At 64.1% G+C, this 25,612-nt stretch carries 20 protein-coding genes, 1 tRNA gene and 1 riboswitch; of the genes, 13 read left to right on the forward strand and 8 right to left on the reverse strand.

Going from position 1 to position 25,612, the window contains the following annotated elements; genetic code table 11:
* Positions 1 to 113: 113 nt before the first annotated feature.
* The 4 genes from LGQ03_RS11300 (at position 114) to LGQ03_RS11315 (ending at position 4,823) form a co-directional block, all read left to right on the forward strand.
* Positions 114 to 3,044, forward strand: coding sequence for a valine--tRNA ligase (locus LGQ03_RS11300; RefSeq protein ID WP_226748489.1), 2,931 nt, complete (start codon positions 114 to 116; stop codon positions 3,042 to 3,044).
* Positions 3,044 to 4,156, forward strand: coding sequence for a pyridoxal phosphate-dependent aminotransferase (locus LGQ03_RS11305; RefSeq protein WP_226748490.1), 1,113 nt, complete (start codon positions 3,044 to 3,046; stop codon positions 4,154 to 4,156). The genes LGQ03_RS11300 and LGQ03_RS11305 overlap by 1 nt, the downstream gene beginning before the upstream one ends.
* Before the next feature lie 50 nt (positions 4,157 to 4,206).
* Entirely contained in the window at positions 4,207 to 4,413 is a 207-nt protein-coding gene (locus LGQ03_RS11310; protein ID WP_226748491.1) for a hypothetical protein, read from the forward strand.
* A gap of 83 nt (positions 4,414 to 4,496) precedes the next feature.
* Positions 4,497 to 4,823, forward strand: coding sequence for a DUF305 domain-containing protein (locus LGQ03_RS11315; RefSeq protein ID WP_226748492.1), 327 nt, complete (start codon positions 4,497 to 4,499; stop codon positions 4,821 to 4,823).
* Here LGQ03_RS11315 and LGQ03_RS11320 read toward each other — a convergent pair.
* On the reverse strand, positions 4,820 to 5,995 hold the full coding sequence (locus tag LGQ03_RS11320) for a pyridoxal-phosphate-dependent aminotransferase family protein (RefSeq protein WP_226748493.1): 1,176 nt from the start codon (positions 5,993 to 5,995) through the stop codon (positions 4,820 to 4,822). The genes LGQ03_RS11315 and LGQ03_RS11320 overlap by 4 nt on opposite strands.
* Before the next feature lie 108 nt (positions 5,996 to 6,103).
* Here LGQ03_RS11320 and LGQ03_RS11325 point away from each other — a divergent pair, with 108 nt between their 5' ends.
* A complete protein-coding gene (locus LGQ03_RS11325; protein WP_404807655.1) occupies positions 6,104 to 7,915 on the forward strand; it encodes an ABC transporter ATP-binding protein in 1,812 nt (603 codons plus the stop codon).
* The gene (ygfZ, locus tag LGQ03_RS11330) at positions 7,908 to 8,651 is read left to right on the forward strand and encodes a CAF17-like 4Fe-4S cluster assembly/insertion protein YgfZ (RefSeq protein WP_226748494.1); all 744 of its coding nucleotides are present in this window, start codon (positions 7,908 to 7,910) and stop codon (positions 8,649 to 8,651) included. Before LGQ03_RS11325 ends, ygfZ begins: the two co-directional genes overlap by 8 nt.
* A gap of 90 nt (positions 8,652 to 8,741) precedes the next feature.
* On the opposite strand, the gene efp is transcribed toward ygfZ, so the two are convergent.
* Entirely contained in the window at positions 8,742 to 9,305 is a 564-nt protein-coding gene (gene efp / locus LGQ03_RS11335; RefSeq protein WP_090159936.1) for an elongation factor P, read from the reverse strand.
* A gap of 228 nt (positions 9,306 to 9,533) precedes the next feature.
* Between efp and LGQ03_RS11340 the strand changes: the two genes are divergently transcribed.
* The gene (locus tag LGQ03_RS11340) at positions 9,534 to 9,857 is read left to right on the forward strand and encodes a DUF6280 family protein (protein WP_090159935.1); all 324 of its coding nucleotides are present in this window, start codon (positions 9,534 to 9,536) and stop codon (positions 9,855 to 9,857) included.
* A gap of 57 nt (positions 9,858 to 9,914) precedes the next feature.
* On the opposite strand, the gene LGQ03_RS11345 is transcribed toward LGQ03_RS11340, so the two are convergent.
* Positions 9,915 to 10,490 (reverse strand): cobalamin biosynthesis protein CobQ, encoded by a 576-nt coding sequence (locus tag LGQ03_RS11345; protein ID WP_226748495.1) that lies wholly within the window; start codon positions 10,488 to 10,490, stop codon positions 9,915 to 9,917.
* A 50-nt stretch (positions 10,491 to 10,540) separates the two neighbouring features.
* Between LGQ03_RS11345 and LGQ03_RS11350 the strand changes: the two genes are divergently transcribed.
* Positions 10,541 to 12,007, forward strand: coding sequence for a cobyric acid synthase (locus LGQ03_RS11350; protein WP_226748496.1), 1,467 nt, complete (start codon positions 10,541 to 10,543; stop codon positions 12,005 to 12,007).
* 3 nt (positions 12,008 to 12,010) lie between these two features.
* Here the strand turns inward: LGQ03_RS11350 and LGQ03_RS11355 are convergent, their stop codons facing one another.
* The 3 genes from LGQ03_RS11355 to LGQ03_RS11365 all read right to left on the reverse strand — a co-directional run bounded on the left by LGQ03_RS11355 (position 12,011) and on the right by LGQ03_RS11365 (position 14,903).
* Positions 12,011 to 12,811 (reverse strand): hypothetical protein, encoded by an 801-nt coding sequence (locus LGQ03_RS11355; RefSeq protein WP_226748497.1) that lies wholly within the window; start codon positions 12,809 to 12,811, stop codon positions 12,011 to 12,013.
* Between the two features lie 80 nt (positions 12,812 to 12,891).
* Positions 12,892 to 14,253 carry a TolC family outer membrane protein gene (locus LGQ03_RS11360; protein WP_319004490.1) on the reverse strand — a complete coding sequence of 454 codons (1,362 nt, stop codon included), beginning with the start codon at positions 14,251 to 14,253 and terminating at the stop codon, positions 12,892 to 12,894.
* Positions 14,250 to 14,903 (reverse strand): protein-L-isoaspartate O-methyltransferase family protein, encoded by a 654-nt coding sequence (locus tag LGQ03_RS11365; RefSeq protein WP_226748498.1) that lies wholly within the window; start codon positions 14,901 to 14,903, stop codon positions 14,250 to 14,252. Before LGQ03_RS11365 ends, LGQ03_RS11360 begins: the two co-directional genes overlap by 4 nt.
* Before the next feature lie 156 nt (positions 14,904 to 15,059).
* Between LGQ03_RS11365 and LGQ03_RS11370 the strand changes: the two genes are divergently transcribed.
* Positions 15,060 to 15,133: transfer RNA gene (locus tag LGQ03_RS11370), tRNA-Cys, on the forward strand.
* 117 nt (positions 15,134 to 15,250) lie between these two features.
* Here LGQ03_RS11370 and smc read toward each other — a convergent pair.
* Complete coding sequence (gene smc / locus LGQ03_RS11375; protein WP_226748499.1) at positions 15,251 to 18,706, reverse strand: chromosome segregation protein SMC; 3,456 nt, start codon at positions 18,704 to 18,706, stop codon at positions 15,251 to 15,253.
* 190 nt (positions 18,707 to 18,896) lie between these two features.
* Positions 18,897 to 19,119, forward strand: a riboswitch (cobalamin riboswitch).
* A 35-nt stretch (positions 19,120 to 19,154) separates the two neighbouring features.
* Here smc and LGQ03_RS11380 point away from each other — a divergent pair.
* The 3 genes from LGQ03_RS11380 to LGQ03_RS11390 all read left to right on the forward strand — a co-directional run bounded on the left by LGQ03_RS11380 (position 19,155) and on the right by LGQ03_RS11390 (position 21,450).
* Positions 19,155 to 19,829, forward strand: a complete 675-nt coding sequence (locus LGQ03_RS11380; RefSeq protein WP_226748500.1) for an energy-coupling factor ABC transporter permease — start codon at positions 19,155 to 19,157, stop codon at positions 19,827 to 19,829.
* 80 nt (positions 19,830 to 19,909) lie between these two features.
* Positions 19,910 to 21,001 carry a cobalamin biosynthesis protein CobW gene (cobW, locus tag LGQ03_RS11385; RefSeq protein WP_226748501.1) on the forward strand — a complete coding sequence of 364 codons (1,092 nt, stop codon included), beginning with the start codon at positions 19,910 to 19,912 and terminating at the stop codon, positions 20,999 to 21,001.
* A complete protein-coding gene (locus LGQ03_RS11390) occupies positions 21,001 to 21,450 on the forward strand; it encodes a GNAT family N-acetyltransferase (RefSeq protein ID WP_226748502.1) in 450 nt (149 codons plus the stop codon). The genes cobW and LGQ03_RS11390 overlap by 1 nt, the downstream gene beginning before the upstream one ends.
* A 5-nt stretch (positions 21,451 to 21,455) precedes the next feature.
* Here the strand turns inward: LGQ03_RS11390 and LGQ03_RS11395 are convergent, their stop codons facing one another.
* Positions 21,456 to 21,716, reverse strand: a complete 261-nt coding sequence (locus tag LGQ03_RS11395; protein WP_090159927.1) for a hypothetical protein — start codon at positions 21,714 to 21,716, stop codon at positions 21,456 to 21,458.
* Between the two features lie 65 nt (positions 21,717 to 21,781).
* On the opposite strand from LGQ03_RS11395, the gene cobN reads away from it, so the two are divergent.
* Positions 21,782 to 25,543 (forward strand): cobaltochelatase subunit CobN, encoded by a 3,762-nt coding sequence (gene cobN / locus LGQ03_RS11400; protein WP_226748503.1) that lies wholly within the window; start codon positions 21,782 to 21,784, stop codon positions 25,541 to 25,543.
* Positions 25,544 to 25,612 lie beyond the last annotated feature (69 nt).

Genomic DNA, 25,612 nt, shown 5'->3' on the forward strand with positions numbered 1-25,612 from the left:
CGCGGCAAACCCTCAGACAATCGCGACCGGGTGTCCAGCCCCCGGCATTGCCCCTTTTCGCCGCAACCCGCTTTGGGGTATTGGGGCGACAACAAAGCTGAAGGACAAGACCCATGGCCCTGCCCAAATCGTTCGACCCCGCCACCCGCGAAGCGGAACTCTACCGGATGTGGGAAGAGTCCGGCGCGTTCAAGGCCGGCGCGGGCAAGCGCCGGGACGAGACATTCACCATCATGCTGCCGCCACCGAACGTCACGGGCGTTTTGCATGTTGGCCATGCGTTCAACCACACGCTGATGGACATTCTGACCCGTTGGAAACGGATGCAGGGCTACGATACGCTCTGGCAGCCCGGTCTGGACCACGCGGGCATCGCCACCCAGCTGGTCGTGGAAAAGGACATGGCCGCCAAGGGCGAGACCCGCAAACGCTCGGAAATGGACCGTGAAGAGTTTCTGGCAAAGGTCTGGGACTGGAAAAAATCATCCGGGGGCACGATCGAGGATCAGGCCCGCCGGTTGGGCGACAGCTTGGACTGGTCACGCTCAGCCTTTACCATGTCGGGGGCACCCAACGCGCCTGCGGGTGAAAAGGACGGCAATTTCCACGATGCCGTGCTCAAGGTGTTCGTCGAGATGTACAACAAGGGTCTGATCTACCGCGGCAAGCGGCTGGTGAACTGGGACCCGCATTTCGAGACCGCGATTTCCGACCTCGAGGTCGAGAATATCGAGGTCGACGGCCACATGTGGCACTTCAAATACCCGCTGGCCGGGGGCGAAACCTATACCTACGTGGAAAAGGACGAGGACGGGAACGTGCTCTTCGAGGAAGAGCGCGACTATATCTCGATCGCGACCACCCGGCCCGAAACCATGCTGGGCGACGGTGCCGTGGCCGTGCACAAGGACGACGCACGCTATGCGCCCATCGTCGGCAAACTGTGCGAAATCCCGGTGGGGCCCAAAGAGTCCCGCCGCCTGATCCCGATCATCACTGACCCCTACCCGGACATGACTTTCGGCTCTGGTGCGGTGAAAATCACCGGGGCGCATGATTTCAACGACTACGAGGTCGCCAAACGCGGCGGCATCCCGATGTATGCGCTGATGGATACGCGCGGGGCGATGCGCGCCGACGGCAAACCCTACGCCGAAGAGGCCGCGACCGCGCAGGCCATCGCAAACGGCGAACAGACATTTGACGAGGCGATGATCGCCGCGATGAACCTCGTGCCAGAGGACTATCGTGGTCTTGACCGGTTCGAGGCGCGCAAGCGCGTCGTGGACGACATCACCGCAGAAGGTCTGGCCGTGATGGTCGCGCCCAATGATCCGCGTCTGGGTGCTGCCGCCGAAAAACTGGTCGCACCCGAAGAAGGCGGCGAGGACCGGCTGGACCAGCTGACCCCCCTGGTCGAGCCCAAGAAAATCATGCAGCCCTTCGGCGACCGCTCCAAGGTCGTGATCGAGCCGATGCTGACCGACCAGTGGTTTGTGGACACCGCGCAGATCGTCCAGCCCGCGCTGGAGGCGGTCAAGGACGGGCGCACGACGATCATCCCCGAGTCCGGCCGCAAGGTGTACGATCACTGGCTGGAAAACATCGAGCCGTGGTGCATTTCCCGCCAGCTGTGGTGGGGCCACCAGATCCCGGTGTGGTTCGATGATGATGGCAATCAATTCTGTGCTGCGAGCGAGGCCGAGGCGCGTGCGCAGGCAGGCGACGACCGCACGCTCACACGCGATCCCGATGTCCTCGACACATGGTTCTCCTCGGGCCTTTGGCCTTTTGGCACCCTCGGCTGGCCGGATCAGACCGAGGAACTCGACCGCTACTTCCCAGGCGACGTGCTGATCACCGGGCAGGACATCCTGTTTTTCTGGGTCGCCCGCATGATGATGATGTCGCTGGCCGTCATGGACGACGTGCCGTTCCACACGATCTACCTGCACCAGCTGGTCCGCGACGCCAAGGGCGAGAAAATGTCCAAGACCAAGGGCAACGTCATCGACCCGCTGACCATGGTGGACACCTACGGTGCCGACGCGCTGCGCATGTCCAATGCCGCGATGGCGTCCATCGGCGGTGTGCTGAAAATCAGCGAGGACCGCATCGGCGGCTACGCCAAGTTCGTCAACAAGCTGTGGAATGCCGCGAAACTGGCGGAAATGAACGGCGCGTTTGACGCACCGGCAGAGCGGCCCGCACCCCGCCAGACCGTCAACCGCTGGATCATGGCAGAGGTCGGACAGTTGCGCGCGGACGTGGACGCCGCATTGACCGACTACCGGTTCAACGACGCGGCCAGCGCGCTTTATGCCTTTATCTGGGGCCGATTCTGCGACTGGTATCTGGAATTTTCAAAACCCCTGCTGATGGACGGCAGCGACGCGGACAAGGCGGAAACGCAGGCGACCTTGGCCTGGACGCTGGACCAGTGTCTGATCCTGCTGCACCCGATCATGCCGTTCGTAACCGAAGAGTTGTGGCAGCAATCGCGCCCGCGCGACCAGATGCTGGCGCTGACCCCCTGGCCCGAATACAACGACCTGGCAGACGCCGACGCGGTGGCCGAAATGAACTGGGTGATTTCCCTGATCGAAGGCATCCGGTCCGCCCGCGCGCAACTGAACGTGCCCGCCGGTCTGAAAATCCCAGTCCTGCAGATCGAGGCGGACGATGCCGCGAAAACCGCGCAGGCCAACAACATCGCGATGATCATGCGCATGGCACGGGTCGACAGCATCGACACCGCCGACACGCCACCCAAGGGATCGCTGACCGTGGCGACCAAGGGCGCGACCTTTGCCCTGCCGCTGGCGGGCCTGATCGACGTGGCCGCCGAAAAGGCGCGTCTGGGCAAATCGCTGGTCAAGCTGGAAAAGGAAATCAAGGGTCTGGCTGGGCGCGCAAACAACCCCAAATTCGCCGAATCCGCCCCGCCAGAGGTCGTCGCCGAAACCAAGGCCAACCTTGCAGAGCGCGAGGCAGAGGCCGCACAGCTGACGACGGCGCTTGATCGTCTGGCGGAACTCGACTGATGACCGACCCACGACTGACACGGCTGGCACAGGGGCTACCCGCCTCTGTGCCGTTTGTGGGGCCTGAACGGCTGGAACGGATGCGCGGTGCACCCTTTGTCGCGCGGCTGGGGGCAAACGAATCCGGCTTTGGGCCCTCGCCGCGTGTCGCAGAGGCGATCCGGGCCGCCGCCGATGAGGCGTGGATGTATCCCGATCCGGACATGCACGCGTTGCGCAACGCCATCGCCGCACACAATGAGGTCGCCCCCGAAAACGTCATGATCGGCGAAGGCATCGACGGATTGCTGGGCAATCTGGTGCGCCTGCTGGTGGCACCGGGCGATAGTGTCGTGACCTCGGTTGGGGCCTATCCGACGTTCAATTACCATGTCACAGGCTTTGGCGGTGTGCTGCACACCGTGCCCTATACCGGCAATTTCGAAGATCCAGAGCGTCTGGTTGCCAAGGCCCGCGAAACCGGTGCCAAGCTGATCTACCTCGCCAACCCCGACAACCCGATGGGCAGCCATCACAGCGCGCACATGATGCGCAATCTGGTCACAAATGTACCGGCAGGCTGTCTGCTGATCGTGGACGAGGCCTATATCGAACTGGCACCACAGGGCACGGCGCTGGCCGTCGCCCCCGATGATGCGCGCGTGATCCGCATGCGCACCTTTTCCAAGGGGTACGGGTTGGCAGGTCTGCGGGTCGGCTATGCACTGGGCGCGCGCGACCTGATCGCGGCCTTTGACAGGGTGCGCAACCATTTCGGGGTTGGCCGCGTGGCACAGGCTGCCGCGCTGGCGGCACTCGGGGATCAGGACTGGCTGGCGCAGATCAACGCGCGTGTCGCGGACAGCCGCGACAGGCTGGCGGCGATCGCGCTCGAAAACGGGCTGGTGCCACTGGCCTCGGCCACCAATTTCGTCGCGATCGACTGCGGGGCCGACGGGACCTTTGCGCGTGCGGTGCTGGATGTACTGGCGACACGCGGTATTTTCGTGAGAATGCCCGGTGTCGCTCCGCTGGATCGCTGCATCCGCGTCACATGCGGCCCGGACAACCAGATCGACGCCTTCGCAAAAGCGTTACCGGATGCATTGGCTGCGGCGCGTCGCCACGCTTGACCGCCGCACGATCCTGACCGCAGGATGGCACAGCGGACAGAGGAAGGGCGATGCAGCACAAGGTTGGACGGGTCCAGGACTATACCAACGCGTTCCTCGGGACGCTTGGCCTGATCCTGTTCATGGCGTTCTGGTGCATCGGTGCGTTGTTCGGTTTTTTCTGGGTGGTCCTGACTGCGGCCTGCCTGGACCATCTGCGGGTGCGGTTCATCCGCGTAAATGCCTGCGACGGCGACGATCACCCCTCTGTAAAATGACTTGCACATGTCCAGGCCCCGTGCTGACTGGATCACAAGGCGTGCAATCTGCGCGTCACCTTCTGACATGATTGGAAATTGAGATGTCGACACGCATTGGTGCGCTTGCCGGGTTGGTTGTGGGGGCTGGTCTGGGGATCGGAGGCATGATGATCTTGCAACAGGATTCCATGATGGATCACGGTACCATGGCGGGGATGGGCGACATGCCGATGACCGGAAACCCCGACCACGATTTCATGGCCGGCATGGTTCCCCATCATCAGGCTGCCGTCGACATGGCAAACGACGTGCTGGCGAACGGCACGGACCCAGAGGTCCGCGCCCTCGCGCAGACTATCTTGCAAAGTCAGCAGGCCGAGATCGACGAAATGAACGACTGGCTGGCCGCCAATCCTGTGCAGAACTAGCCGGCGGCGATCACGGCGGCGGCGGCATCCAGCGCCCCCGGCCCGTGGGCCACACCGGTGGCCATCAGCCCCGCCTGAATGGTGCCCAGCGCGCCCATCATCATCTGCGCGTTGATATGGCCCATGTGACCGACGCGGAAATAGGCGCTTTCCGGTTGGCGGCCCAGGCCGATGCCCAGCGTCAGACCGGCGGTATGTTCGCACCAATGGCGCAGCGCATCGGCCTGTCCCTCTGCCATGCACAGCGATGTCACCGCATGACTGCGGTGCGCTGCATCCGACACGTTCAGATGCAGCGGACCCTGCGCGCCCCAGGCCTCGAACGCAGCCCACAGTGCGCGCGCAAGCACCGTATGCCGGGCAAAAACCGCATCCAGCCCCTCGGCCTTGATCAGATCGAGCGCCGCGCGCAAACCGTACAGATGATGGGTCGGTGCCGTGCCGCAGAAATACTGGTAGAATTGCGCAGGCCGCGCCCGTGGCCGCCAGTTCCAATAGGTCGACACCTGTGCAGGCTGACGCGCGTCGGCACGTGCGTTGAACCAGACAAAGCTGATGCCCGCAGGCGTCATCAGACCCTTTTGGCAGGCGGCGACCATCACGTCGACGCCCCAGTCGTCCATGCGGAAATCATCGCATCCCAACGACGCGATGCAGTCAATCATCAGCAAGGCGTCATGCCCGCTGGCCGTCAGGGCCGCCCGCATCGCCGCCACGTCGGATTTCACACCGGTCGAGGTATCGACGTGACAGGCCAGAACGGCCTTGATCCGACCATCGGTATCCGCGCGCAACCGCGCCTCCAGCCTTGCGGCATCCACCGGGGCCTGCTGTCCGAATTCCAGGATCTCAACATCCAGCCCCAGCCCCTTGGCCATTTCACCCCAGCCGTGCCCGAACCGGCCGGTGGCGCAGACCAGCACCAGATCGCCCGGCGCACAGATATTGACCAATGCGGCCTCCCATGCGGCGTGGCCGTTGCCGATGTAGATCGCCACGTCAGCCGTGGTCCGCGCCACCATCTGCAGATCGGGGATCAGGCTGGCGGTCAGGTCGTGCAGTTCGCCTTCGTAGATATTGGGGGACGCGCGGTGCATCGCCCGCAGAACCGCATCGGGAATGACCGAAGGGCCGGGAATGGCGAGATAGGACCGACCGTGTGACAACGACATGGGAATTGACCTTTGCGGATTGAATTGCGCGAACCCTATGCCTGTCCCGCGCGGCGTCAACACCCCCTGTGCCTTGCCTGACTTGGGGCGGTCGACTAGGTGTCTGTGATGAACACAACACCCGCACCAGTCACCGACACCGCCGCAGGCCAGCCTGCCGCCGACCGGCCCGACATCACACCGATGTTCCGGTGGCTGTGGCGCACCTATCTGCGCCGCCACCGCAAACTGCTGATCGCCGCCGTTCTGCTGATGTCGATGGAAGGCGCGATGCTGGGCCTTCTGTCCTATCTGATCAAACCGATGTTCGACGACGTGTTCATCGCGGGTCAGACCACGGCGCTGTGGGGCGTGGGCATCGCGATCATGCTGATCTTTGTCGTGCGCGCCGTCACCAGTGCGGGACAAAAGATCCTGATGATGCGCGCCAGCCAACGCGCTGCCGCCGCGATGCGCACCGACCTGCTAGACCATCTGATGACGCTGGACAGTGCCTATCATCAGGTCAACCCGCCGGGTCAGCTGATCGAACGGGTGCAATCCGACGTCACTGTGGTGAACAACAGCTGGGCCGACATCCTGGTGTCCATCGGACGCGACACCGTGACCGTGATCGTGCTGTTCGGCGTGGCCGTTTCGGTCGATCTGCAATGGACGCTTGTGACCCTCGTCGGTGTGCCGTTCCTGGTCCTGCCTGCCCTGCTGGCGCAACGCTACGTGCGCCGCCGGTCGGTTTCCGCGCGCGAGTTGGCAGGCCGCATGGCAACGCGCCTGGACGAGGTGTTCCACGGCATCAACCCGATCAAGCTGAACGCGCTCGAATCCTACCAATCCGTGCGCTACCGCAAGCTGACCGGTGATCGCGCGCGCGCCGAAATCAAAGCGACCACGGGTCAGGCCACGGTCCCGGCACTTGTCGATATCGTCACCGGCATAGGGTTTCTGGCCGTGATGATCTACGGCGGCGGCGAAATCATCGCTGGCACGAAAACCGTGGGCGAATTCATGTCGTTCTTTACCGCGATCGCACTGGTGTTCGACCCGCTGCGCCGGATCGCGAACACTTCGGGCAAATGGCAGATTGCGGCAGCCAGCATCGACCGGCTGCGCAGCGTTTTTGACGAACGTCCTACCCTGCTGTCGCCGGCACACCCCAAACCCGCACCGCAGGGCGCACCCGAAATCCGGTTCCGCGATGTCGAAATGCGTTACGGCGACCTTCCCGTTCTGCGGGGGGCCACATTTACGGCCAAGGCTGGCCAGACCACGGCGCTGGTGGGCGCATCCGGCGCAGGCAAGAGTACCGTGTTCAATGTGCTGACCCGTCTGGTCGAACCGAACGGCGGCGAGGTCAGCATCGACGGCACCGCTGTGTCCGACATCGACCTGGGCCAGTTGCGCGCACTGTTTTCGGTCGTGACACAGGATGCCGCCTTGTTTGACGAAAGCCTGCGCGAAAACATCCTGCTCGGCCGCGATGACATCACCGAGGACCGCCTGCGCGAAGTCCTTGACGCAGCCCATGTCACTGATTTTCTGCCGCAGCTGTCGCACGGCCTGGACAGCGCCGCTGGCCCGCGCGGATCGAACCTGTCGGGTGGTCAGCGTCAGCGCGTGGCCATTGCCCGCGCCGTGTTGCGCGACACGCCGATCCTGCTGCTGGACGAGGCAACCAGCGCGCTGGACACCAAATCAGAAGCCGTGGTCCAGCAGGCGCTGGAACGGCTGAGCGTGGGACGCACGACCTTGGTGATCGCGCACCGCCTGTCCACGATCCAGAATGCCGACAGCATCGTGGTGATGGACCAAGGACGCGTTGCGGATCAGGGCACGCATGACGAACTTCTGGCGCGGGGCGGCATCTATGCCGATCTCTACCGGATGCAATTCAAATCAAAGGCGGCTGAAAACAATGACTGATCGCATCGTCCTGGCGCTGACCGGCACTGACCGCGTTGAATTCCTGCAGGGTCTGGTGACCAACGACGTGACCCGCGCTGACGGCGGGATCGTCTACACGGCCCTGCTGACGCCGCAGGGCAAGTTTCTGGCCGATTTCTTTGTTCTCGGTCAGCCTGACCGCCTGCTGATCGACGTGGCCGCCAGCCATGCGCAGGGGTTGGGTCAGCGCCTGAACATGTACCGTTTGCGGGCGGACGTGCAGATCGAAACAACGGACCTGATCGTATCGCGCGGGACAGGGGATGCGCCGGACGGGGCGCTGGCCGATCCCCGACACCCTGCCTTGGGCTGGCGCGCCTATGCCATGACCGACCAGTCGGATGCGACCGATTGGGATGCGCTGCGCGTGGCCCATGTCATTCCCGAGACAGGCATCGAACTGACGCCCGAAACCTATATCCTCGAGGCGGGATTCGAACGTCTGAACGGCGTCGATTTCCGCAAGGGATGTTTCGTCGGACAGGAAATCGTGGCGCGCATGAAACACAAGACGACCCTGCGCAAGGGGCTGGTCCGCGTCACGTTGGACGGTGATGCCGCGGCCGGCACAGCGCTGTCGCAGGATGGCAAGGATGCGGGCGTCTTGCACACGGTGGCGGGCCATCAGGCCATCGCCTACATGCGTTTCGATCGCAGCGACACTGTGTTCGCGGATGAAACGCGGGTTTTCGTCGATTTGGACGCGCAGTCCTGACGACGGTAAGCTTCTGTTAAGACCTCTGCGCCACAACCTCCCCAGATCGGTAACCTGGGGAGGTTGAATGACACACTTGCCGAAACCACCTTAGGCGCGTTCGACGTATTCCATAAGTTCGGTGTTCACGACGATATCCTCGTCGGTGCCCACGAACGGCGGGATCATGACGCGCACGCCATTGTCCAGGATAGCAGGCTTGAAACTGTTTGCAGCGGTCTGACCTTTGACGACCGGCTCGGTCTCGACGACCTTGCAGGTGACGCGCAGCGGCAGGGTCACGTTCAGCGCTTCTTCGCCGTAGTATTCGATCTTGACGATCATGCCGTCCTGTAGAAACGGGCGACGGTCGCCCAGAATATCGGCGGGCAGCGCGATCTGGTCGTAGGTTTCGCTATCCATGAAGGTCAGCATATCGTCGGATTCGAACAGGAATTGCTGGTCCTTTTGTTCCAGACGCACCTGCTCGACCTTGTCTGCGGACCGGAAACGTTCGTTCAGTTTGCGACCGTCGCGCAGGTTTTTCAGCTCGACTTGCGCAAAGGCACCGCCTTTGCCGGGCTTGACGTGATCGACCTTGACCGCAGCCCACAGGCCGTTTTCGTGGTCCAGCACATTGCCGGGGCGAATTTCATTACCGTTGATTTTTGGCATGGGTCACTTCGTGTCAAAATTGTGGCGAAAACTTGATGATTTCTTAACCGGCTCTATATCTGGCAGGCAGTTGCGCCGCAAGACAACTAGATCGGCTGATTTCGACTGATAGCCATGCATTTCGCGCATGGCAGTCATTCCAAATCAGGCGCCCTCCTGAAGGGTGATTCAGAGCATACAAAGCGTCACCGTAACTGCGATGACCGAAACAAGCGAGAAGGACCACACATGAGAGATTTCGTTGACGGGACCGCATTCAACAACGAGCAAGGCAACCGCGCACGCAAACTGTTTGCAGCAGTTGTACTCGCTGCGCTGGACGATGCAATTGCCGACGACAAGAAATATGGCAACGGACCAGAGCAGATCGCACGCTGGGCCCGCTCTCGTGATGGTCGTGAAGTCTTGTCCTGCGCAGGCATCGACCCCAACGAACGTGTCGTTGCCGGCCTGATGGATTTTGTGGGCAAAGGTGTGCGCACCTCGGTCGCGCTGTCCCGCGAAGAAAGCGAACGCCGCCATGCCGCAGAGCAGGACGCCAAGGCCGCCTGATCCGATTGATTGAATGACGTATTTGACGCGGTGCCCTCGGGTGCCGCGTTTTGCGTTTCAGCCCAGGCTCATCAGACCGAACATCAACGGCGGCGTCACCTCGAGCACCAGCAGCACAGCCAGCAGCGTGCGCATCACGCGCCCCGGATATTGCCGCCACAGCCACAGCGTTGCGGCGACAACTGTCGCAACCTCAACGCCCGCGACGATCCGGCCATGATGCGCGGGATCCCAATAGCTGACAGGACTGATGAATTTCCAGTCTGTCAGGGGCCAGAAATGCGCGCGCGCATCTTCTCGGTGGAACGGGAAATCCAACACCAGATGCAACAGTGCCGCCGCGCACAGCGCCACGACCACCCGGGATTTCAGTGCGATGCCTGCGGCCAGGGCCATGCTCCACAGGATGAAGGAATTATCGATCCTGAAAACGGCCTGCCAGGCGTCCGAATAGTACAGCTCTCCGAAAACGACCTGACCCGGAATGCGCTGCACCAGCAACGCCCAGCCGGCCAACAGGTACAGCGACAGATCGGGTAACAGCGCCCCCGTGATCGCGGCACCGGTGACACGACGATCCTTTGGGTCGGCAAAGGCAAACAGCCCGAAAACCACGTGCGCTGGCGTGTTCATGTCTTTTCCTGTCGCTGCCCGTCACCTAAGACTACGGCAAAGGAGCCGCGATGACACGTGCGATCATGATCCAGGGGGCCGGGTCCAATGTCGGCAAATCGTTGCTTGTCGCAGGAATTGCGCGGGCAGCGGTGCGCCGCGGCCTCTCTGTCGCACCGTTCAAACCGCAAAACATGTCCAACAACGCAGCCGTCACTGTTGATGGCGGTGAAATCGGGCGGGCGCAGGCGCTTCAGGCGCTGGCTTGTGGGCGCGATCCGGTGGTCGACATGAATCCGGTCCTGCTCAAGCCCGAAACGGATGTCGGTGCACAGGTCGTGGTGCAGGGCCAGCGCCTGACCACCGTGCGCGCCCGTGACTACGCAGCACTCAAACCGACACTCCTGCCCCGTGTTCTGGACAGCTTTTACAGGCTTTCGCAGTCCTGCGACCTGATCGTCGTCGAAGGTGCAGGCAGCCCGGCCGAGGTCAACCTGCGCGCAGGCGATATCGCCAACATGGGTTTTGCCGCGGCAGCCGATGTGCCGGTTGTTCTGATCGGTGACATAGACCGGGGCGGTGTCATCGCCCAAATGGTGGGCACCCGCGCCGTGCTGGACCCTGCGGATGCCGCCCTGATCAAGGGATTCGCTATCAACAAGTTCCGCGGCGATGTCAGCCTGTTCGATGAGGGCATGGTCACCATTGCCGACAGCACAGGATGGGCACCGCTGGGCGTCTTGCCCTGGTTCGCCGATGCCTGGAAATTGCCTGCCGAGGATGTCATGGACATCGCCAGCCGGGGCGGCGGCGATATTCGCATCGTCGTGCCCCGGCTGAATCGCATCGCGAATTTCGACGATCTGGACCCGCTGTCTGCGACACCGGGCGTCAGCGTCGACATCATCCCCGAAGGCCGCCCCCTGCCCCTGGACGCCGATCTGATCATCCTGCCGGGATCGAAATCCACCATCGCAGATCTCGATCATTTCCGCGCACAGGGATGGGATATTGACCTGGCGGCCCATATCCGGCGCGGCGGCCACGTGCTGGGGATCTGCGGTGGTTACCAGATGCTTGGCACCCGTATCAGCGACCCTGACGGGCTCGAAGGGCCTGCACGCAGCGTGCCGGGGCTGGGTCATCTTGATGTGCAGACCACGCTGCACCCCAGCAAACGGTTGGCACTGTCGCAGGCCAGTTATCTGCCCAGTGGTGACCCCGTGTCGGGGTATGAAATCCATCTGGGTGCCACGACGGGGCCAGACACCGACCGAGCCTGGCTGTCACTGGATGGCAGGCCCGAAGGGGCCGCCAGCCCATCGCAACGTGTGCGCGGCTGCTACCTGCACGGGTTATTTGCCAAGGACCGGTTTCGCGCGGCCTATCTGTCCGACCTTGGAAAACCCGTGGCAGCGGGTGACTACGGCGGTCAAGTACAGGCCACGCTCGACGCACTCGCCGATCATGTCGAAAATCATCTTGATGTAGATGCAGTCCTTGCGATGGCAGCAGAGGTGCAGCGACCGTCCGATTGATGCTCAGGTCAGGTCAGAACTGGACAGGACACGCTGAATTTCGCGGCGGACCAGTTTGCGCACGTTGCGCGTGATGCGCTCACCCATTGTACCCTGCAATTCCTCGCGCACGATCTGGCGCACGATTTCCTGCAACTGATCGTTCTTGACCGTCAGCCCGCCTTCCAGAAACATATGCAGCGCGGCCTCTGCCTCTGGGTCGCGCTCGTCCAGTGCCTCGATCAGGTCGTCATTATAGTCTTGATCAACAGCCTCATGGTCTGCCGCGGCACGGTGACGATGATGGCGAAACAGGACCTGCGCTGAATCGTCTTCATCCTCGTCCTGGATACGGTACAGGCGGGCGGCCTCTGACAATGTGGCGGGCCAGGCCTCTGGCCCTTGCGGCACACCCAGCGGGCGATCGGCGCTGTCCAGCTCGATCGCATCCTCGACGGGCACATCGCCACGGAAACCGGCGCTGGACCAGCTTTTGTCCAGTTCAGTGCCCGTGCCGTCGTCTTCCCAGTCCTCGGCCTGGTCACTGACAGCCGCCTCAAGTTCCGCGATGGTCGAGAGGAGTGACGCGGGGCCGGACGTGTCCTCGGCTGGTGTCACCGCATGCGATGCCTCCAGCACAAATGGCGCGTCTGATTCTGCATCCGAGTCGCGTGCGTCTTCTTCGTGATCCACACGCAAGGCGGGGGTCAGAACAAACTTTTCGATTCTCGCACTTGGGCGCGGTGCCTCACGTTCGGCGGCGTTGTCTTCCGCGACAAGCCTGCGAATGGACGACAGCACATCCTCAATTCTGGCGTTACTCATCGGTTCGGCCATTCTGCATCCTCAACGTCTGTCCCTGACCCTAGACCGAAGCGTCTTGCCAAACAACAAATGTATCCAGGTTACTGACCGATTGCGCGCAAAACACGGTCCAATGCGCGCCCCTGCTCGGACAGTGCCGGCGGCGCGTCCTTCACCAGCTCGTAATAGGCGTTGGGATCGTATTGCTGCACCGGCAGACGCAGATGATCCGTGGTCAACAGTCCCATCGCGGACAAAACCGCATAAGAGGCATTCACCTCGGCTTGCTGTGCGGTGATCACGTTGGCACGCGCATCCAGCAGGTCCTGTTCAGCGTTCAGCACGTCCAGTGTCGTGCGGGCCCCCAGTGTCGCTTCTTCGCGGACACCGTCGAACGCCAGACGCGCGGCGCGCACCTGTTCGGCGGTGGATGACAATTGCGACCGTGCGACCTGATAAACCGCATAGGCATTTGCAACCTGCTGACGAATCCCAAGGGTCGTGATGTGCAACCCTGCACGCGACTGGTCACGCTGCGCCATCGCTTGACGCACCACGGACGCAAGCGCCCCGCCCTGATAGATCGGCCCACCAATGCTGAGGCCGACGCTGTTGCCGACGTTCAGATCGGGATCGACGCCGATCTGTGCATCCAGCGTCGCACGCGGGCCATAGGCCGCCTCGGCGCGTGCGATTCCCAGCTCTGCGGCAGACACGCCGAATTGCGCCTGAAGGATGTCGGGATGACTGCGCACTGCAACAGCGACCGCATCGGCCTCGGACTGCGCAACCGGCGCTGGCTGCGCCGTCGTGAGGTTGCCGGGCGCGCGCCCGATGGCCGCAGCGAATTCCGCTACGGCCTGTTCGCGATCACCGCGCGCGGATTCGAGCAGGGTACGCGCCTCGGCCAGACGCGCCTGGGCCAGTGCGACGTCCGTGCGCGTGACCTCGCCGACCTCGAACCGGTCCTGGGCGGCACCCAGTTCCTGGTTCAGCAGCCGCAGATTGTTTTCACGCAACGAAATAAAGGCGTTGGCGGCGATCACGCCCATATAGGCCTGAACACCGCGCAGCAGGACCTGTTGTTCGGCAGACCGCAGCGCCTGCCGCGTGCCCAGCACCAGTTCCTTTTGTGCCGCAATCGCCAGACGGTTTGCACCGCCGTCATACAGCGTCAGCTGGCCGGTCAGGGACAAAGACCCGGTAAAGCGGTCCGCTCCCACGGGGCGCGGGCTTTGGGTATTCACCGACGCGGCCCAGTTGATCACGGGCAGCAGGCGAGCGGTCGCCTGTGCGACGTCCTCGTCCGCGGCACGCAAGACAGCACGGTTCTGCGCAAGCAATCCGGAATTCGCGTAGGCATCCGTCAGCGCCTGGCTCAGTGTATCCGCATGGGCCAGTTGACCGATCACCGATACGCACAGCACCGCGGCCCCACGACGCAACGTTTCCAGAACGCTCACAAGGCAAACTCCTTGGGCTTGCGAAAGCCACCCAGGATCGGGGCCCCTGCATTGAAGGCATAGCGCCAGCTGACACGACCATGCGCCTTGATGCCGATCCGTACGGTCCCCAACGCGCCGTCGGCAAAGATCGCCGCGATGCGCCCGCCATCCTTGAGCTGGTCAAGCAGGCTGTCGGGGACGACTTCCACAGCACCGTGGATCATCATCAGGTCATAGGGCGCAGATTTGGCACAGCCATCTTCCAGCGGGTTGACCATGACGGCGGCATTGTCGATCCCGTGGTCCGACAAATTTGTCTGCGCGTCATCCGCCAGATCCGCGTCGGATTCGACGGCCACGACGAAATCGGCCAGCCGGGCAGCTACGGCAGCGGAATATCCCAGACCACAGCCCAGATCCAACATCACCTCGTGCGGTTGCACGTCGAGGGCATCAAGCATCTTTGCCAAGGTGCGTGGTTCCAGCATCACGCGCTCTGGGGACAGCATCAGGTTCTCGCCCACATAGGCTGCCTCGCGCAGCGATGACGGCACGAACGCCTCGCGCGGGATGGACAGCATTGCGTCGATGATGGGGAATTTGGTCACGTCTGATGGCCGCACTTGCGTATCGACCATCATCGTGCGGCGTGCTTGAAAATCTGCCACGGTCTGATTTGTCCGTCTGAATTGTTTATCCATCACCAATGCCATAGCTGGCGGTCGCGAGCAACGCATTGATCTGCGTTTGTGAGATAGCGCCGGCACGCGATTGCGCAATCCCCGTTGACCCCGCCCGCGTTCCGTCCTATCCGGGCGACGGATGGCGAGTGGGCAGGTAGGTTATGCAGCGGATTGCAAATCCGTGTAGACCGGTTCGATTCCGGTACTCGCCTCCATCACCCCTTTTTCGATAGATTTCTGGCCGACGCGATGCCTGCGATCAGCCCAGACTGCGGGATGGCGGGCGGGGCGCGTTTGCCCGGAACGGGCCAAACAGCGCCGTCCCGACATCGTCAGGCCACCATCTGTTCCGCTTTTTTCAGATCAACCGACACCAGCTGGCTGACGCCCTGTTCCGCCATCGTCACACCAAACAGGCGGTCCATCCGGCTCATGGTGACAGCGTGGTGCGTGATGATCAGGAACCGGGTCTGTGTCCGGCGTGTCATCTCGTCCAGCAGATCACAGAATCGGGTGACGTTTGCATCGTCCAGCGGCGCATCTACCTCGTCCAGAACACAGATCGGCGCGGGGTTCGCCAAGAACACCGCGAATATCAGCGCCATGGCCGTCAGCGTCTGTTCACCACCCGACAACAGGCTCAGCGTCGACAACTTCTTACCCGGTGGCTGGCACATGATTTCCAGCCCGGCATCCAGAGGATCATCGCTTTCGACCAGTTCAAGCCGCGCCTCACCACCACCGAACAGATGCGCAAACAGGGTACCAAAGCTTTCGTTGACCTGCTCGAATGCCGTCAGCAGCCGTTCGCGCCCCTCGCGGTTCAGGCTCGCGATTCCCGACCGCAGTGCTGCAATCGCCTCTTCGAGGTCGCGCTTTTCCTCGACCAGCGACGCATGTTCGGACTGCACCGCGCGGCTGTCCTCCTCGGCCCGCAGATTGACGGACCCCAAGGCGTCGCGCTGACGCCGGTGACCTGCGACCTCGGCTTCGATCCGGTCAACGGGCGGGATCGTGTCCGGATCAATGGCCAGCACCTCGATCAATGCGGCCGGTGTCAGGTCACGTGCGTCACGGATGCTCATGACAGCCGCCGCAACGGTCTCGCCTGCAGCTTCTGCACGGGCATCCGCCGCGGCACGGGCCTCGCGCGCCTCGGATGCGGCGCGTTCGGCATCGCGTTCCGCCAGGGTCGCCGTCCGCAGATCGCCCTCCCCGACCGAAAGCGCATCACGCGCGGCGGCATGACGCCGTTCCGCCGCCTGCAAGGACCCGGCCAATGTTTCACGCTGTGTTGCCAACGTGGCGGGCGTATCGTGCGCAGCGGTCAATTCTGCCTCGGACGCGGCCTTGCGCGCTTCCAGTTCGGCCAGCCGCCCGGTGGCGGTGTCCAGCCGCGTGCGCCAGCCCGTCAGATCCTTGGCAATGGTGCGTAGTCGCGCCGCGCGCGTGTCACCGGCACTGCGCAACTCATCCGCGGCAGCGCGGCGGTCCATCAGCGTCATGCGCGCTGCTTCGACCGTGACGCGCAGATCGTCGACGGCTGCGCGGGCCGCGGTCAGGTCCTCCAGCTGTGCGACTGCGGCGGTGGCCTGCTGCAATTCAGTCCGGGCCGCCGTTGCCTCATCCGCGTGCCGCGTCTGCGCAAGCGCGGAGGCATCCAGTTTGCTTTGTGCCAGATCACGATCCGCCTCGGCGCGCGAGGCGGCGCGCCGTGCGTCCGTGACCTGTGCATCGGCCGCGCGCCGGGCCGCGCGGGCAGATGTGTCGGCCTCGGTCAACTCCTTCAGCCGTGTGGCAAGCTTGTCGTGCGCCGCCTGCGCGTCACCGGCAACCGTTTCGGCCTGCGCCAGATCGGCACGCAGACGCGCCAGCCGGTTGACCTGTTCCAGACGCAAGGCCGCAGCCGAAGGCGCATCCGCCGCCCCTGCCCGCAATCCGTCCCAGCGCCACAGATCACCCTCGACCGATACCAGCCTTTGGCCCGGCTGCAGATCCCGCTGCATTGCAGCCCCCCGGTCTGCCGCGACCACCCCGACCTGCGACAGGCGGCGCGTCAGGGCCGTGGCCCCCGTCACCGTGTCGGCCAGCGGACGTGCGTCACCCGGCAGTGGCGGCACTGTCGGATAGGCCTCCAGCGCGACCCAGCCTGTCGCGGCATCATCCGTCACCACCGGTGCCTTGAGGTCGTCGGACAATGCGGCCCCCAACGCCCGCTCAAATCCCGGTGCCACGGTCAATGCATCCAGCAGCGCGGTTGCATCACCCCGGTCGCGGTCCACCAGCCGGGTCAGCGCCGCGACCTCTGCACGCAACGCGCTGGCCTCGCCTTCGGCTGCGGACCGCGCGGCGCGCGCCTCGGATTCGCTGGCCTGCGTTTTTGCGCGTGCCGCCTCGGCCATGGCGAGCGTTTCCTCGGCACGACGCGCCGTTTCGGTTGCAGCTTCTTCGGCCTGCCGCGCCGCATCAGAGGTCTGCGCAAGTGTCGCAAGCGTGGCCACGGCAGCAGCATTCGCATCGCGTGCCTGTTGTTCCTGCTGTTCGGCCCGCGCCACCCGTTTGGCGCTGTCCTCGGCCAGTCGCTGTGCGGATTGATGCCGCGCCGCAAGGCGTGCCGCATCCTCGGTCGCCTGCCCCAGATCGGCCTCACGGGTGCCCAGCACCTCGGCTGCGGCGACAGCCTCGCCCATCGCCGATTGCAAGGCAGCCTCATGACCGGCCTGTGCTGCCTCCAGCGCGGTCTGTTCGGCCTCCAGTGCGGCGATGCTCTCGCCTGCATCGGCATTCAGCGCGACCTCGCGGCTGATGTCGCGGGACAGCTGGGCAATGCGTGCGGTCAGGGTTTCGATGGCCTTGACCGCGCGTGTCTCTGCCGATTCCAGTTGGTCGCGTTCCACGATCAGGCGCTGGATCACGGCGGCGGCGATGGCGTCCTCGTCGCGCAGCGCCGGCAGTGCGTCCTCGGCCATCTGCCGCGCCGAGGCTGCCGCGCGGGCAGCGGCCTCGGCCCGCACGGCCTGTGTCGTGCAGTCGCGCACGGCAGCCTGTGCGGTAGCATAGGCCGCGTCCGCATCCCGCCAGCGCCGGTACAACAAAACACCCTCGGCCTGACGCAGTGCAGTTCCGATTTCGCGGTAGCGAGCAGCCTGCCGCGCCTGCCGCGCCAGCGTGCCCAGCTGTGCCGCCAGTTGCGCGATCACGTCATCGACGCGGGTCAGGTTGCCTTCTGCGCCGCGCAGTTTCAGCTCTGCCTCGTGGCGGCGCTGATACAGCCCCGAAATGCCAGCCGCCTCTTCCAGGATGCGACGGCGGGATTTGGGTTTGGCGTTGATCAACTCGCTGATCTGCCCCTGCCGGACCAGCGCCGGCGAATGCGCCCCGGTCGAGGCATCGGCAAACAGCATCTGCACATCGCGGGCGCGCACATCCTTTGCACCGACCTTGTAGGCAGACCCTGCATCACGGGTGATGCGCCGCGTGATATCCAGCGAATCGCTGTCATTGAACGCCGCAGGTGCCAGCCGTTCGCCGTTGTCGATCTGCAGCACGACCTCGGCGAAATTGCGTGCAGGGCGCGTCGCCGTGCCCGCAAAGATCACGTCCTCCATGCCGCCGCCGCGCATGGCAGAGGCGCGGTTTTCGCCCATGACCCAGCGCAACGCCTCGAGAAGGTTGGATTTTCCGCAACCGTTGGGTCCCACGACACCGGTCAGCCCGTCCGCGATCACCAGATCGGTCGGGTCGACAAAGCTCTTGAAGCCATTCAGGCGGAGCTTGGTGAACTGCATTGCGCGCGCTATCCTTGAACTGGCGGGCAGGATGCGTCACGGCAAAGCCCCGAGTCAACGCGCACAGCACCGCATCTGCGCTGATGCGCCCAGTTATCCACAAGATATTGCGCAGCTCCAGCCAGCCCCTCACGTCGGGAAAGCCTGACAGAACGCCGCAGTCCGCCCTTGACGCTGGACACCCCCGAAGCGCACAAAGGGCAGGCAAGGTTCCCCACACAGACGCAAAGCGTTGGGGATGAAACTGGGAATGCGGAACGGGCCGATCCGATCAAGGAGGCCCCCAGCCGCAGCCGCCCCCGCGACTGTAAGCGGAGAGTGCGTCGTCGATATGCCACTGGGGCCAGCCCCGGGAAGGTGACGCCGCACCTTGACCCGCAAGCCAGGAGACCGGCCCTGCACATTGAAACACCACCCGCCGGGGATGGCGGGCAAAGGAGACGACATTATGCATATCGAACCGGGCCTTGTGACAGGCGCAAAAATGGCATTGGGCGCAGTGACCGCAGCAGGCGCTGCCACCGTCAGCGCAAAACTGGTATGGGAAAGCGCCGCAGAGCGCGGGCTGGTCAGCCTCGGCGCACGCGCCGCGATGGCCACCATGGCCACCGTGGTCTTCTTCGAGGTCCTGCCCCACTTTGTCGCAGGTCCGTCCGAGGTCCACCTGATCCTGGGTTCAACCCTGCTGCTGATGCTTGGCACGGCCCCCGCCGCGATCGGTCTGGCAATGGGCCTGCTTGTTCAGGCGTTGTTCCTGTCCCCCAGCGACCTGCCGCAATACGCGATGAACGTGACCACGCTGCTGGTGCCCCTGCTCGGGCTGCACTTTGTCGCGCGCAAGGTGATCGCGTCCGACACGGCCTACGTCGATCTGACCTACACGCAGGCCCTGAAACTGTCCGCCACCTATCAGGCCGGCATCGTGGCCTGGGTTGCCTTCTGGGTGATGTGGGGTCAGGGCATGGGTGCCGAAACGATGGTGTCGCTGGCAACATTCGGTGCGGCCTACATGACCGTGTTGCTGCTGGAGCCGCTGGTCGATCTGGTCGTGCTGGCGGGTGCCAAGGCACTGCGCGCGAACGGCTCTTCGCTGCTGAACAGCCGCGTCTACAACGCCGCCTGAACAACACCCCATTGACTTGAAATCAACGGGCCGAGGGGTATCCCCTTGGCCCGATCCCTATTCCGCGCAGGAGCGTTCCCATGGCTAGCAAAATTCCCGCCACCGTCGTCACAGGATTTCTGGGCGCGGGCAAAACCACACTGATCCGCCACATGCTGCAAAACGCCAACGGCAAGCGCATCGCGTTGATCATCAATGAATTCGGCGATCTGGGCGTGGACGGCGACATTCTGAAAGGCTGCGATCAGGACGCCTGCGACAAGGACGACGTGGTCGAACTGTCGAACGGTTGCATCTGCTGCACCGTGGCCGATGATTTCATCCCCTCGATGGAGGCCCTGCTGGCCCGCGACCCTGCGCCCGATCACATCGTGATCGAAACCAGCGGTCTGGCCCTGCCGCAACCGCTGGTGCGGGCGTTCAACTGGCCGGGCCTCGCCAGCCGCGTGACGGTGGACGGCGTGGTGACCGTCGTGGACGGCGTCGCTGTCGACGAAGGCCGGTTTGCCCATAACGTCGATGCCGTGGACGCCCAGCGCCGCGCCGACGAAGGTCTTGATCACGAAACGCCACTGTCCGAACTGTTCGAGGATCAGATCGCCTGTGCCGACATGATCGTCATCAACAAGACCGACCTGATGAAACCAGAGGCCGCCGCCGCCCTCGCGGCCCGCCTCAAATCCGAATCCCGCGATGGTGTTCAGGTGGTTCGCACCGCGATGGGTGCCCTGCCCGTCGATGTGCTGCTGGGTCAGGGGATCGGTGCCGAAAACGATCTGGAATCGCGGCACGAGGTGCACCACCATCATCACGATGATGACGATGACCATGATCACGACGACGATGATGATCACGACCACCACCATCATCATGCCCATGAACACGGCCACGACGAATTTGATTCCTTTGTGGTCGAGCGGGCGGAAATCGATGATCCGGCGGCCTTTGCGACCCAGCTTGCCGACGTGATCCGCGCCCACGATATCCTGCGGCTCAAGGGGTTCACGTCGGTCGCTGGCAAGCCGATGCGCCTGACGGTGCAGGCGGTCGGCCCGCGGGTTGATCACTACTACGATCAGCCGCTGGGTCAGACCCCGCGCGGTGCACGCCTCGTGGTGATCGGTCAGGCCGGTCTTGACCGCGCCGCGATCACGGCGGCCTTGTCCGCCTGATGCTGACCGTCGCGCCAGCCGATCCGCGCGACCCCGACGGTCGCCGCCTGCTGACGGCCAGCCACGCATTTCTGCTGTCGAAATATCCGCCAGAGTTCAGCTTTGCCCTGTCGGTCGACGAACTGGCCGCACCGCACATCCGGTTTTTCATCGCCAACCAGGACGGCGATGCCCTGGGCTGTGTCGCACTCGCGAACAAGGGAGACTACGGCGAGGTGAAATCGATGTTCGTGGATCCCGCTGCACGCGGATCTGGGGTAGGTGCGGCTCTTATGCAGGCCCTGATCGCCGAGGCGCGCACCCAAGGCCTCGCCCTTTTGCGCCTTGAGAGTGGCGATGACCTCTACGCCGCGCACAGGCTTTATGCACGGCATGGGTTCACGCCATGCGGCCCATTCGGCGACTACGTCGAGGGACCGCATTCGGTGTTCATGGAATGCCGGCTATGACAGCGTTACTTGTCCAGCTTTTCCGGACCGCGCACGGTCTTGGGACCCATCTCGTCGATGGCGATCTTGTCGGCGCCTTCATTGGGACGGTCCAGCGGCAGGCCGCCGGTTTCCGCCAGCTTGGCAGCGCGACTGGCTTTCATCCGCTCCAAAAGGGCGGCCTTGTCGTTGCGCGCATCGCCGGTCTGCGGATTGCGCCCCTTGCCGTCGCGGGTCTTGGGCGCGTTGCGGCCCGGCTTTGCGGCGCCGGATTTGCTGTAGTCCATGGGATTGCCTCATGTATCAATGGTTGGCATGCGACCTACGCTGACCTGTCGAAAGGTCAAGCATAATGCATCTGTTGGCCGCCAGTGCGGGCGCGATATCCGACGGGACGGAACCCGTCGATCTGGGCCAGACACCCGCCGATGTGGTTGTCATCTCGGCCGCCGATACAGAACTCGCCGCCCTGTCAGAGGCGCGCGCCGCGATGGACGCGCCCCCCGGCCTGCGGCTGGCCAGCCTCATGCATTTGCAACACCCGATGTCGGTCGACCTGCATCTGGACGCCTGTGCCGCGAAATCGCGGCTGGTCATCGCCCGCGTGCTGGGCGGTGCCGGATACTGGCGCTATGGCCTGACGCAATACGCAGCCCAGCTGCGGACCGCTGGCGTGCCTGTCGCGTTCCTGCCCGGCGACGACCGAGAGGACCCCGACCTGCGCGGCCTGTCCACCGTCACCGACGCCGACTACGACGCCTTGTGGAGCTACCTTGTCGAAGGCGGACCGCAGAACGCCGTCCGGTTTCTGGCCTGCGCGAAATCCATCGTGGACGATACCGACCGCCCTGCCCCCGCCAGCCCGCTGCTGCGGGCGGGCGTCTACTGGCCCGGCGCGGGTGTGGCCGACCTGGATGCAGCGCAAGAGGGTTGGACCGACGGTGCCCCCGTCGTGCCCATCGTGTTCTACCGCGCGCTGGTGCAAGGCGGCGGGCTTGCCCCGATCAACCGGCTCGTCCGCGCATTGTCACGCAAGGGGCTCAACCCGCTGCCCGTCTTTGTGGCGTCGCTCAAGGACCCGCTGTCGACGGCCACCCTGACCGAACTTTTTCGACAGGCCCCGCCATCGGTGATCCTGAACGCCACCGCCTTTGCCGTCGGCAGCCCGCATGACGGTGACGACAGCCCCGACAACCCACTGGCCGGTCCGCAGGCACAGGGCGCGCCCGTGTTCCAGGTCGTGCTGTCAGGCGGCACCGAACAGGCCTGGCGCGACAGCCCACAGGGGTTGTCCGCCCGCGACATCGCCATGAACGTCGCCCTGCCAGAGGTCGATGGGCGCATCCTGACCCGCGCCATCAGCTTCAAGGGCGAGGCCTTCTTCGACGCCGCCACCGAATGTCCCATCGCTACTTATCAGGCGCAGGGTGATCGGATCACATGGGTGGCCGATCTTGTCGCCAACTGGACACGGCTTCAGCGCACCCCCGCAGCCGACCGCAACGTCGCCCTGATCCTCGCCAATTACCCCAACAAGGACGGCCGCCTCGCCAATGGTGTCGGCCTCGACACCCCCGCCGCCACGGTCCACGCGTTGGGGCTGCTGCAAGACGCAGGCTATGCCACGGCACCGCCCGCCAGCGCACAGGCGCTGATGGACCAGATGATGGCGGGGCCCACCAACTGGCTGACCGACCGCGCGGACACCGAAGGCGGTGAATTCCTGCCGCTCGACATCTACCGACAGCACTTCGACGCTCTCCCGTGGGAGGTCCGCGAACAGATCACCACGCGCTGGGGCGCACCTGACGACGACCCCTTCATCATCTTGCCGGAAATACTCCCGCCGGAGGCACCCGCCACCGAAATCAGCGCAGGTTTCAAATTGTCGATCCATCGTTTCGGCAATGCGGTCGTGGCCCTGCAACCCGCGCGCGGCTATAATATCGACCCGACCGAGACCTACCATTCCCCCGACCTGGTGCCGCCGCATAACTACCTGGCCTTCTATTTCTGGCTGCGCCACCACTGGGGTGCGCATGCGCTCTTGCACATGGGCAAACACGGCAACCTCGAATGGCTGCCGGGCAAGGCGCTGGCCCTCTCGGGCACCTGCTGGCCAGAGGTCACGCTGGGCCCGGTGCCACATATCTATCCCTTCATCGTCAATGACCCGGGCGAGGGCACGCAAGCCAAACGCCGCGCGGCGGCTGTGATCATCGACCACCTGACCCCACCACTGACCCGCGCCGAAAGCTATGGCCCCATGCGCGACCTCGAGGCGCTGGTCGACGAATACTACGAGGCGGCAGGCCTCGATCCCCGCCGTCTCGACCACCTGCGCCGCGAAATCCTGTCCCTGTCAGAGGTCACGGGCCTCAGCCAGGATGCAGGCTTCAAGGGCGACGCCGACGGCGATCTTGCGAAACTCGACGCCTACCTGTGCGAGTTGAAAGAGGCACAGATCCGCGACGGATTGCATGTCTTTGGTGTCAGCCCCACGGGCCAGCAGGAAATTGACCTCAGCATCGCGCTTGCCCGCGTGCCACGTGGTGATGGCAAGGGCGCGAATGCCTCGCTGCTGCGCGCGCTCGCGCTGGATTTCGGCCTGTCCATCGACCCGCTCGACTGCGACCTGGCGGCCCCCGCGCCAGAGAAACCCGGCGCACTTGGCGACGCAAAGGGCTGGCGGACCAATGGCGATACGGTCGAGCGGCTTGAGGCGCTGTCACAAGAACTTTTGACAGGCGGCACTCTTCCCGAAACGTTGCGCGCCGCCTCAGGGGACGGTGGGCGGGGCGCATTGGGCGTCAGCCCAACAGCGTCGGCCGCCGTCATATCGGAAATCGAGGCGCGTATCCGCCCTGCCGTCGCCACCTGTGGTCCGGACGAGGGGGCGGCCCTGCTGCGTGCCTTGGATGGCCGCGCGATCCCGCCGGGGCCATCGGGCGCGCCGACACGCGGCCGGCTGGATACCCTGCCGACAGGGCGCAACTTCTATTCCGTCGACAGCCGCGCGGTGCCGACACCGACCGCCTGGGCGCTCGGCTGGAAATCCGCCAACCTGCTGATCGACACGCATTTGCAAACCCACGGGGATTGGCCGCGCAGCCTGCTGCTGACCGCATGGGGCACCGCGAACATGCGCACGGGTGGCGACGACATCGCGCAGGCGCTGGCATTGATGGGGTGCAAACCCAAGTGGGACGCCGCCAACCGCCGGGTGACCGGTTTCGAGATCATCCCGTCCTCTGCCCTCGGTCGCCCGCGCGTCGACGTCACACTGCGCATATCGGGTTTTTTCCGGGACGCCTTTCCGCAGTTGATCGCGCTTGTCGACAGTGCCGCCCGCGCGATCCAGGCGCTGGACGAACCACAGGACATCAACCCTGCCGCAGCCCGCGCGCGCGCGGGCGAGGACGCATCCCGTGTCTTTGGATCAAAACCCGGGGCTTACGGTGCGGGCCTGCAAGCGCTGATCGACGAACGCATCTGGTCGGACCGCAGCGATTTCGCCGAGGCCTATCTGACCTGGGGCTCTTATGCCTACGGGGCCGACGCACAGGGCACCGCCGCGCGCCCCGCATTCGAGCAACGTCTGACCCAGACCGATGCGATCGTTCAGAACCAGGACAACCGTGAACACGACGTGCTGGACAGCGACGACTACTACCAGTTCGAGGGTGGCGCCGCCGCAGCCGTCGCCACGCTTCAGGGGCAGGATCGCCCGATCTATCACAACGACCATTCGCGTCCCGAACGCCCCCTGATCCGCACGCTCGAGGATGAAATCGGCCGCGTCGTGCGGTCCCGCGTCGTGAACCCCAAATGGATCGCGGGTGTAAAACGCCACGGCTACAAGGGTGCGTTCGAGATCGCGGCGACGGTTGACTATCTCTTTGCCTTTGCTGCCACAACCGGGGCCGTGCGCAACCATCATTTCGATCTGGTCGAAGAGGCCGTTCTGGCAGACGACGACACGCGCCAGTTCATCGCCGATACCAACGCGCCCGCGCTGGCCGAAATCGCGGCTCGCCTGCAAGAGGCCATCGACCGTGGCCTGTGGTCACCCAAATCGAATTCGGCCCGCGCGCGCATCGCGGGATTACTGTAGCGCGCAAACATGCGGCGCAATCTTGATACAGGATCGCATCAGGTCGCAGGCATGCTGCAACGGCCCGTT

The sequence above is a fragment of the Loktanella gaetbuli genome (genome assembly GCF_020531945.1).
GTDB lineage: Bacteria > Pseudomonadota > Alphaproteobacteria > Rhodobacterales > Rhodobacteraceae > Loktanella > Loktanella gaetbuli.

What these genes read in the sequence shown, in the direction of transcription:
- LGQ03_RS11300 (WP_226748489.1), top strand. Translation starts at nt 114, where the DNA reads ATGGCCCTGCCCAAATCGTTCGACCCCGCCACCCGCGAAGCGGAACTC.
- LGQ03_RS11305 (WP_226748490.1), top strand. Translation starts at nt 3,044, where the DNA reads ATGACCGACCCACGACTGACACGGCTGGCACAGGGGCTACCCGCCTCT.
- LGQ03_RS11310 (WP_226748491.1), top strand. Translation starts at nt 4,207, where the DNA reads ATGCAGCACAAGGTTGGACGGGTCCAGGACTATACCAACGCGTTCCTC.
- LGQ03_RS11315 (WP_226748492.1), top strand. Translation starts at nt 4,497, where the DNA reads ATGTCGACACGCATTGGTGCGCTTGCCGGGTTGGTTGTGGGGGCTGGT.
- LGQ03_RS11320 (WP_226748493.1), bottom strand. Translation starts at nt 5,995, where the DNA reads ATGTCGTTGTCACACGGTCGGTCCTATCTCGCCATTCCCGGCCCTTCG.
- LGQ03_RS11325 (WP_404807655.1), top strand. Translation starts at nt 6,104, where the DNA reads ATGAACACAACACCCGCACCAGTCACCGACACCGCCGCAGGCCAGCCT.
- ygfZ (WP_226748494.1), top strand. Translation starts at nt 7,908, where the DNA reads ATGACTGATCGCATCGTCCTGGCGCTGACCGGCACTGACCGCGTTGAA.
- efp (WP_090159936.1), bottom strand. Translation starts at nt 9,305, where the DNA reads ATGCCAAAAATCAACGGTAATGAAATTCGCCCCGGCAATGTGCTGGAC.
- LGQ03_RS11340 (WP_090159935.1), top strand. Translation starts at nt 9,534, where the DNA reads ATGAGAGATTTCGTTGACGGGACCGCATTCAACAACGAGCAAGGCAAC.
- LGQ03_RS11345 (WP_226748495.1), bottom strand. Translation starts at nt 10,490, where the DNA reads ATGAACACGCCAGCGCACGTGGTTTTCGGGCTGTTTGCCTTTGCCGAC.
- LGQ03_RS11350 (WP_226748496.1), top strand. Translation starts at nt 10,541, where the DNA reads ATGACACGTGCGATCATGATCCAGGGGGCCGGGTCCAATGTCGGCAAA.
- LGQ03_RS11355 (WP_226748497.1), bottom strand. Translation starts at nt 12,811, where the DNA reads ATGAGTAACGCCAGAATTGAGGATGTGCTGTCGTCCATTCGCAGGCTT.
- smc (WP_226748499.1), bottom strand. Translation starts at nt 18,706, where the DNA reads ATGCAGTTCACCAAGCTCCGCCTGAATGGCTTCAAGAGCTTTGTCGAC.
- LGQ03_RS11380 (WP_226748500.1), top strand. Translation starts at nt 19,155, where the DNA reads ATGCATATCGAACCGGGCCTTGTGACAGGCGCAAAAATGGCATTGGGC.
- cobW (WP_226748501.1), top strand. Translation starts at nt 19,910, where the DNA reads ATGGCTAGCAAAATTCCCGCCACCGTCGTCACAGGATTTCTGGGCGCG.
- LGQ03_RS11390 (WP_226748502.1), top strand. Translation starts at nt 21,001, where the DNA reads ATGCTGACCGTCGCGCCAGCCGATCCGCGCGACCCCGACGGTCGCCGC.
- LGQ03_RS11395 (WP_090159927.1), bottom strand. Translation starts at nt 21,716, where the DNA reads ATGGACTACAGCAAATCCGGCGCCGCAAAGCCGGGCCGCAACGCGCCC.
- cobN (WP_226748503.1), top strand. Translation starts at nt 21,782, where the DNA reads ATGCATCTGTTGGCCGCCAGTGCGGGCGCGATATCCGACGGGACGGAA.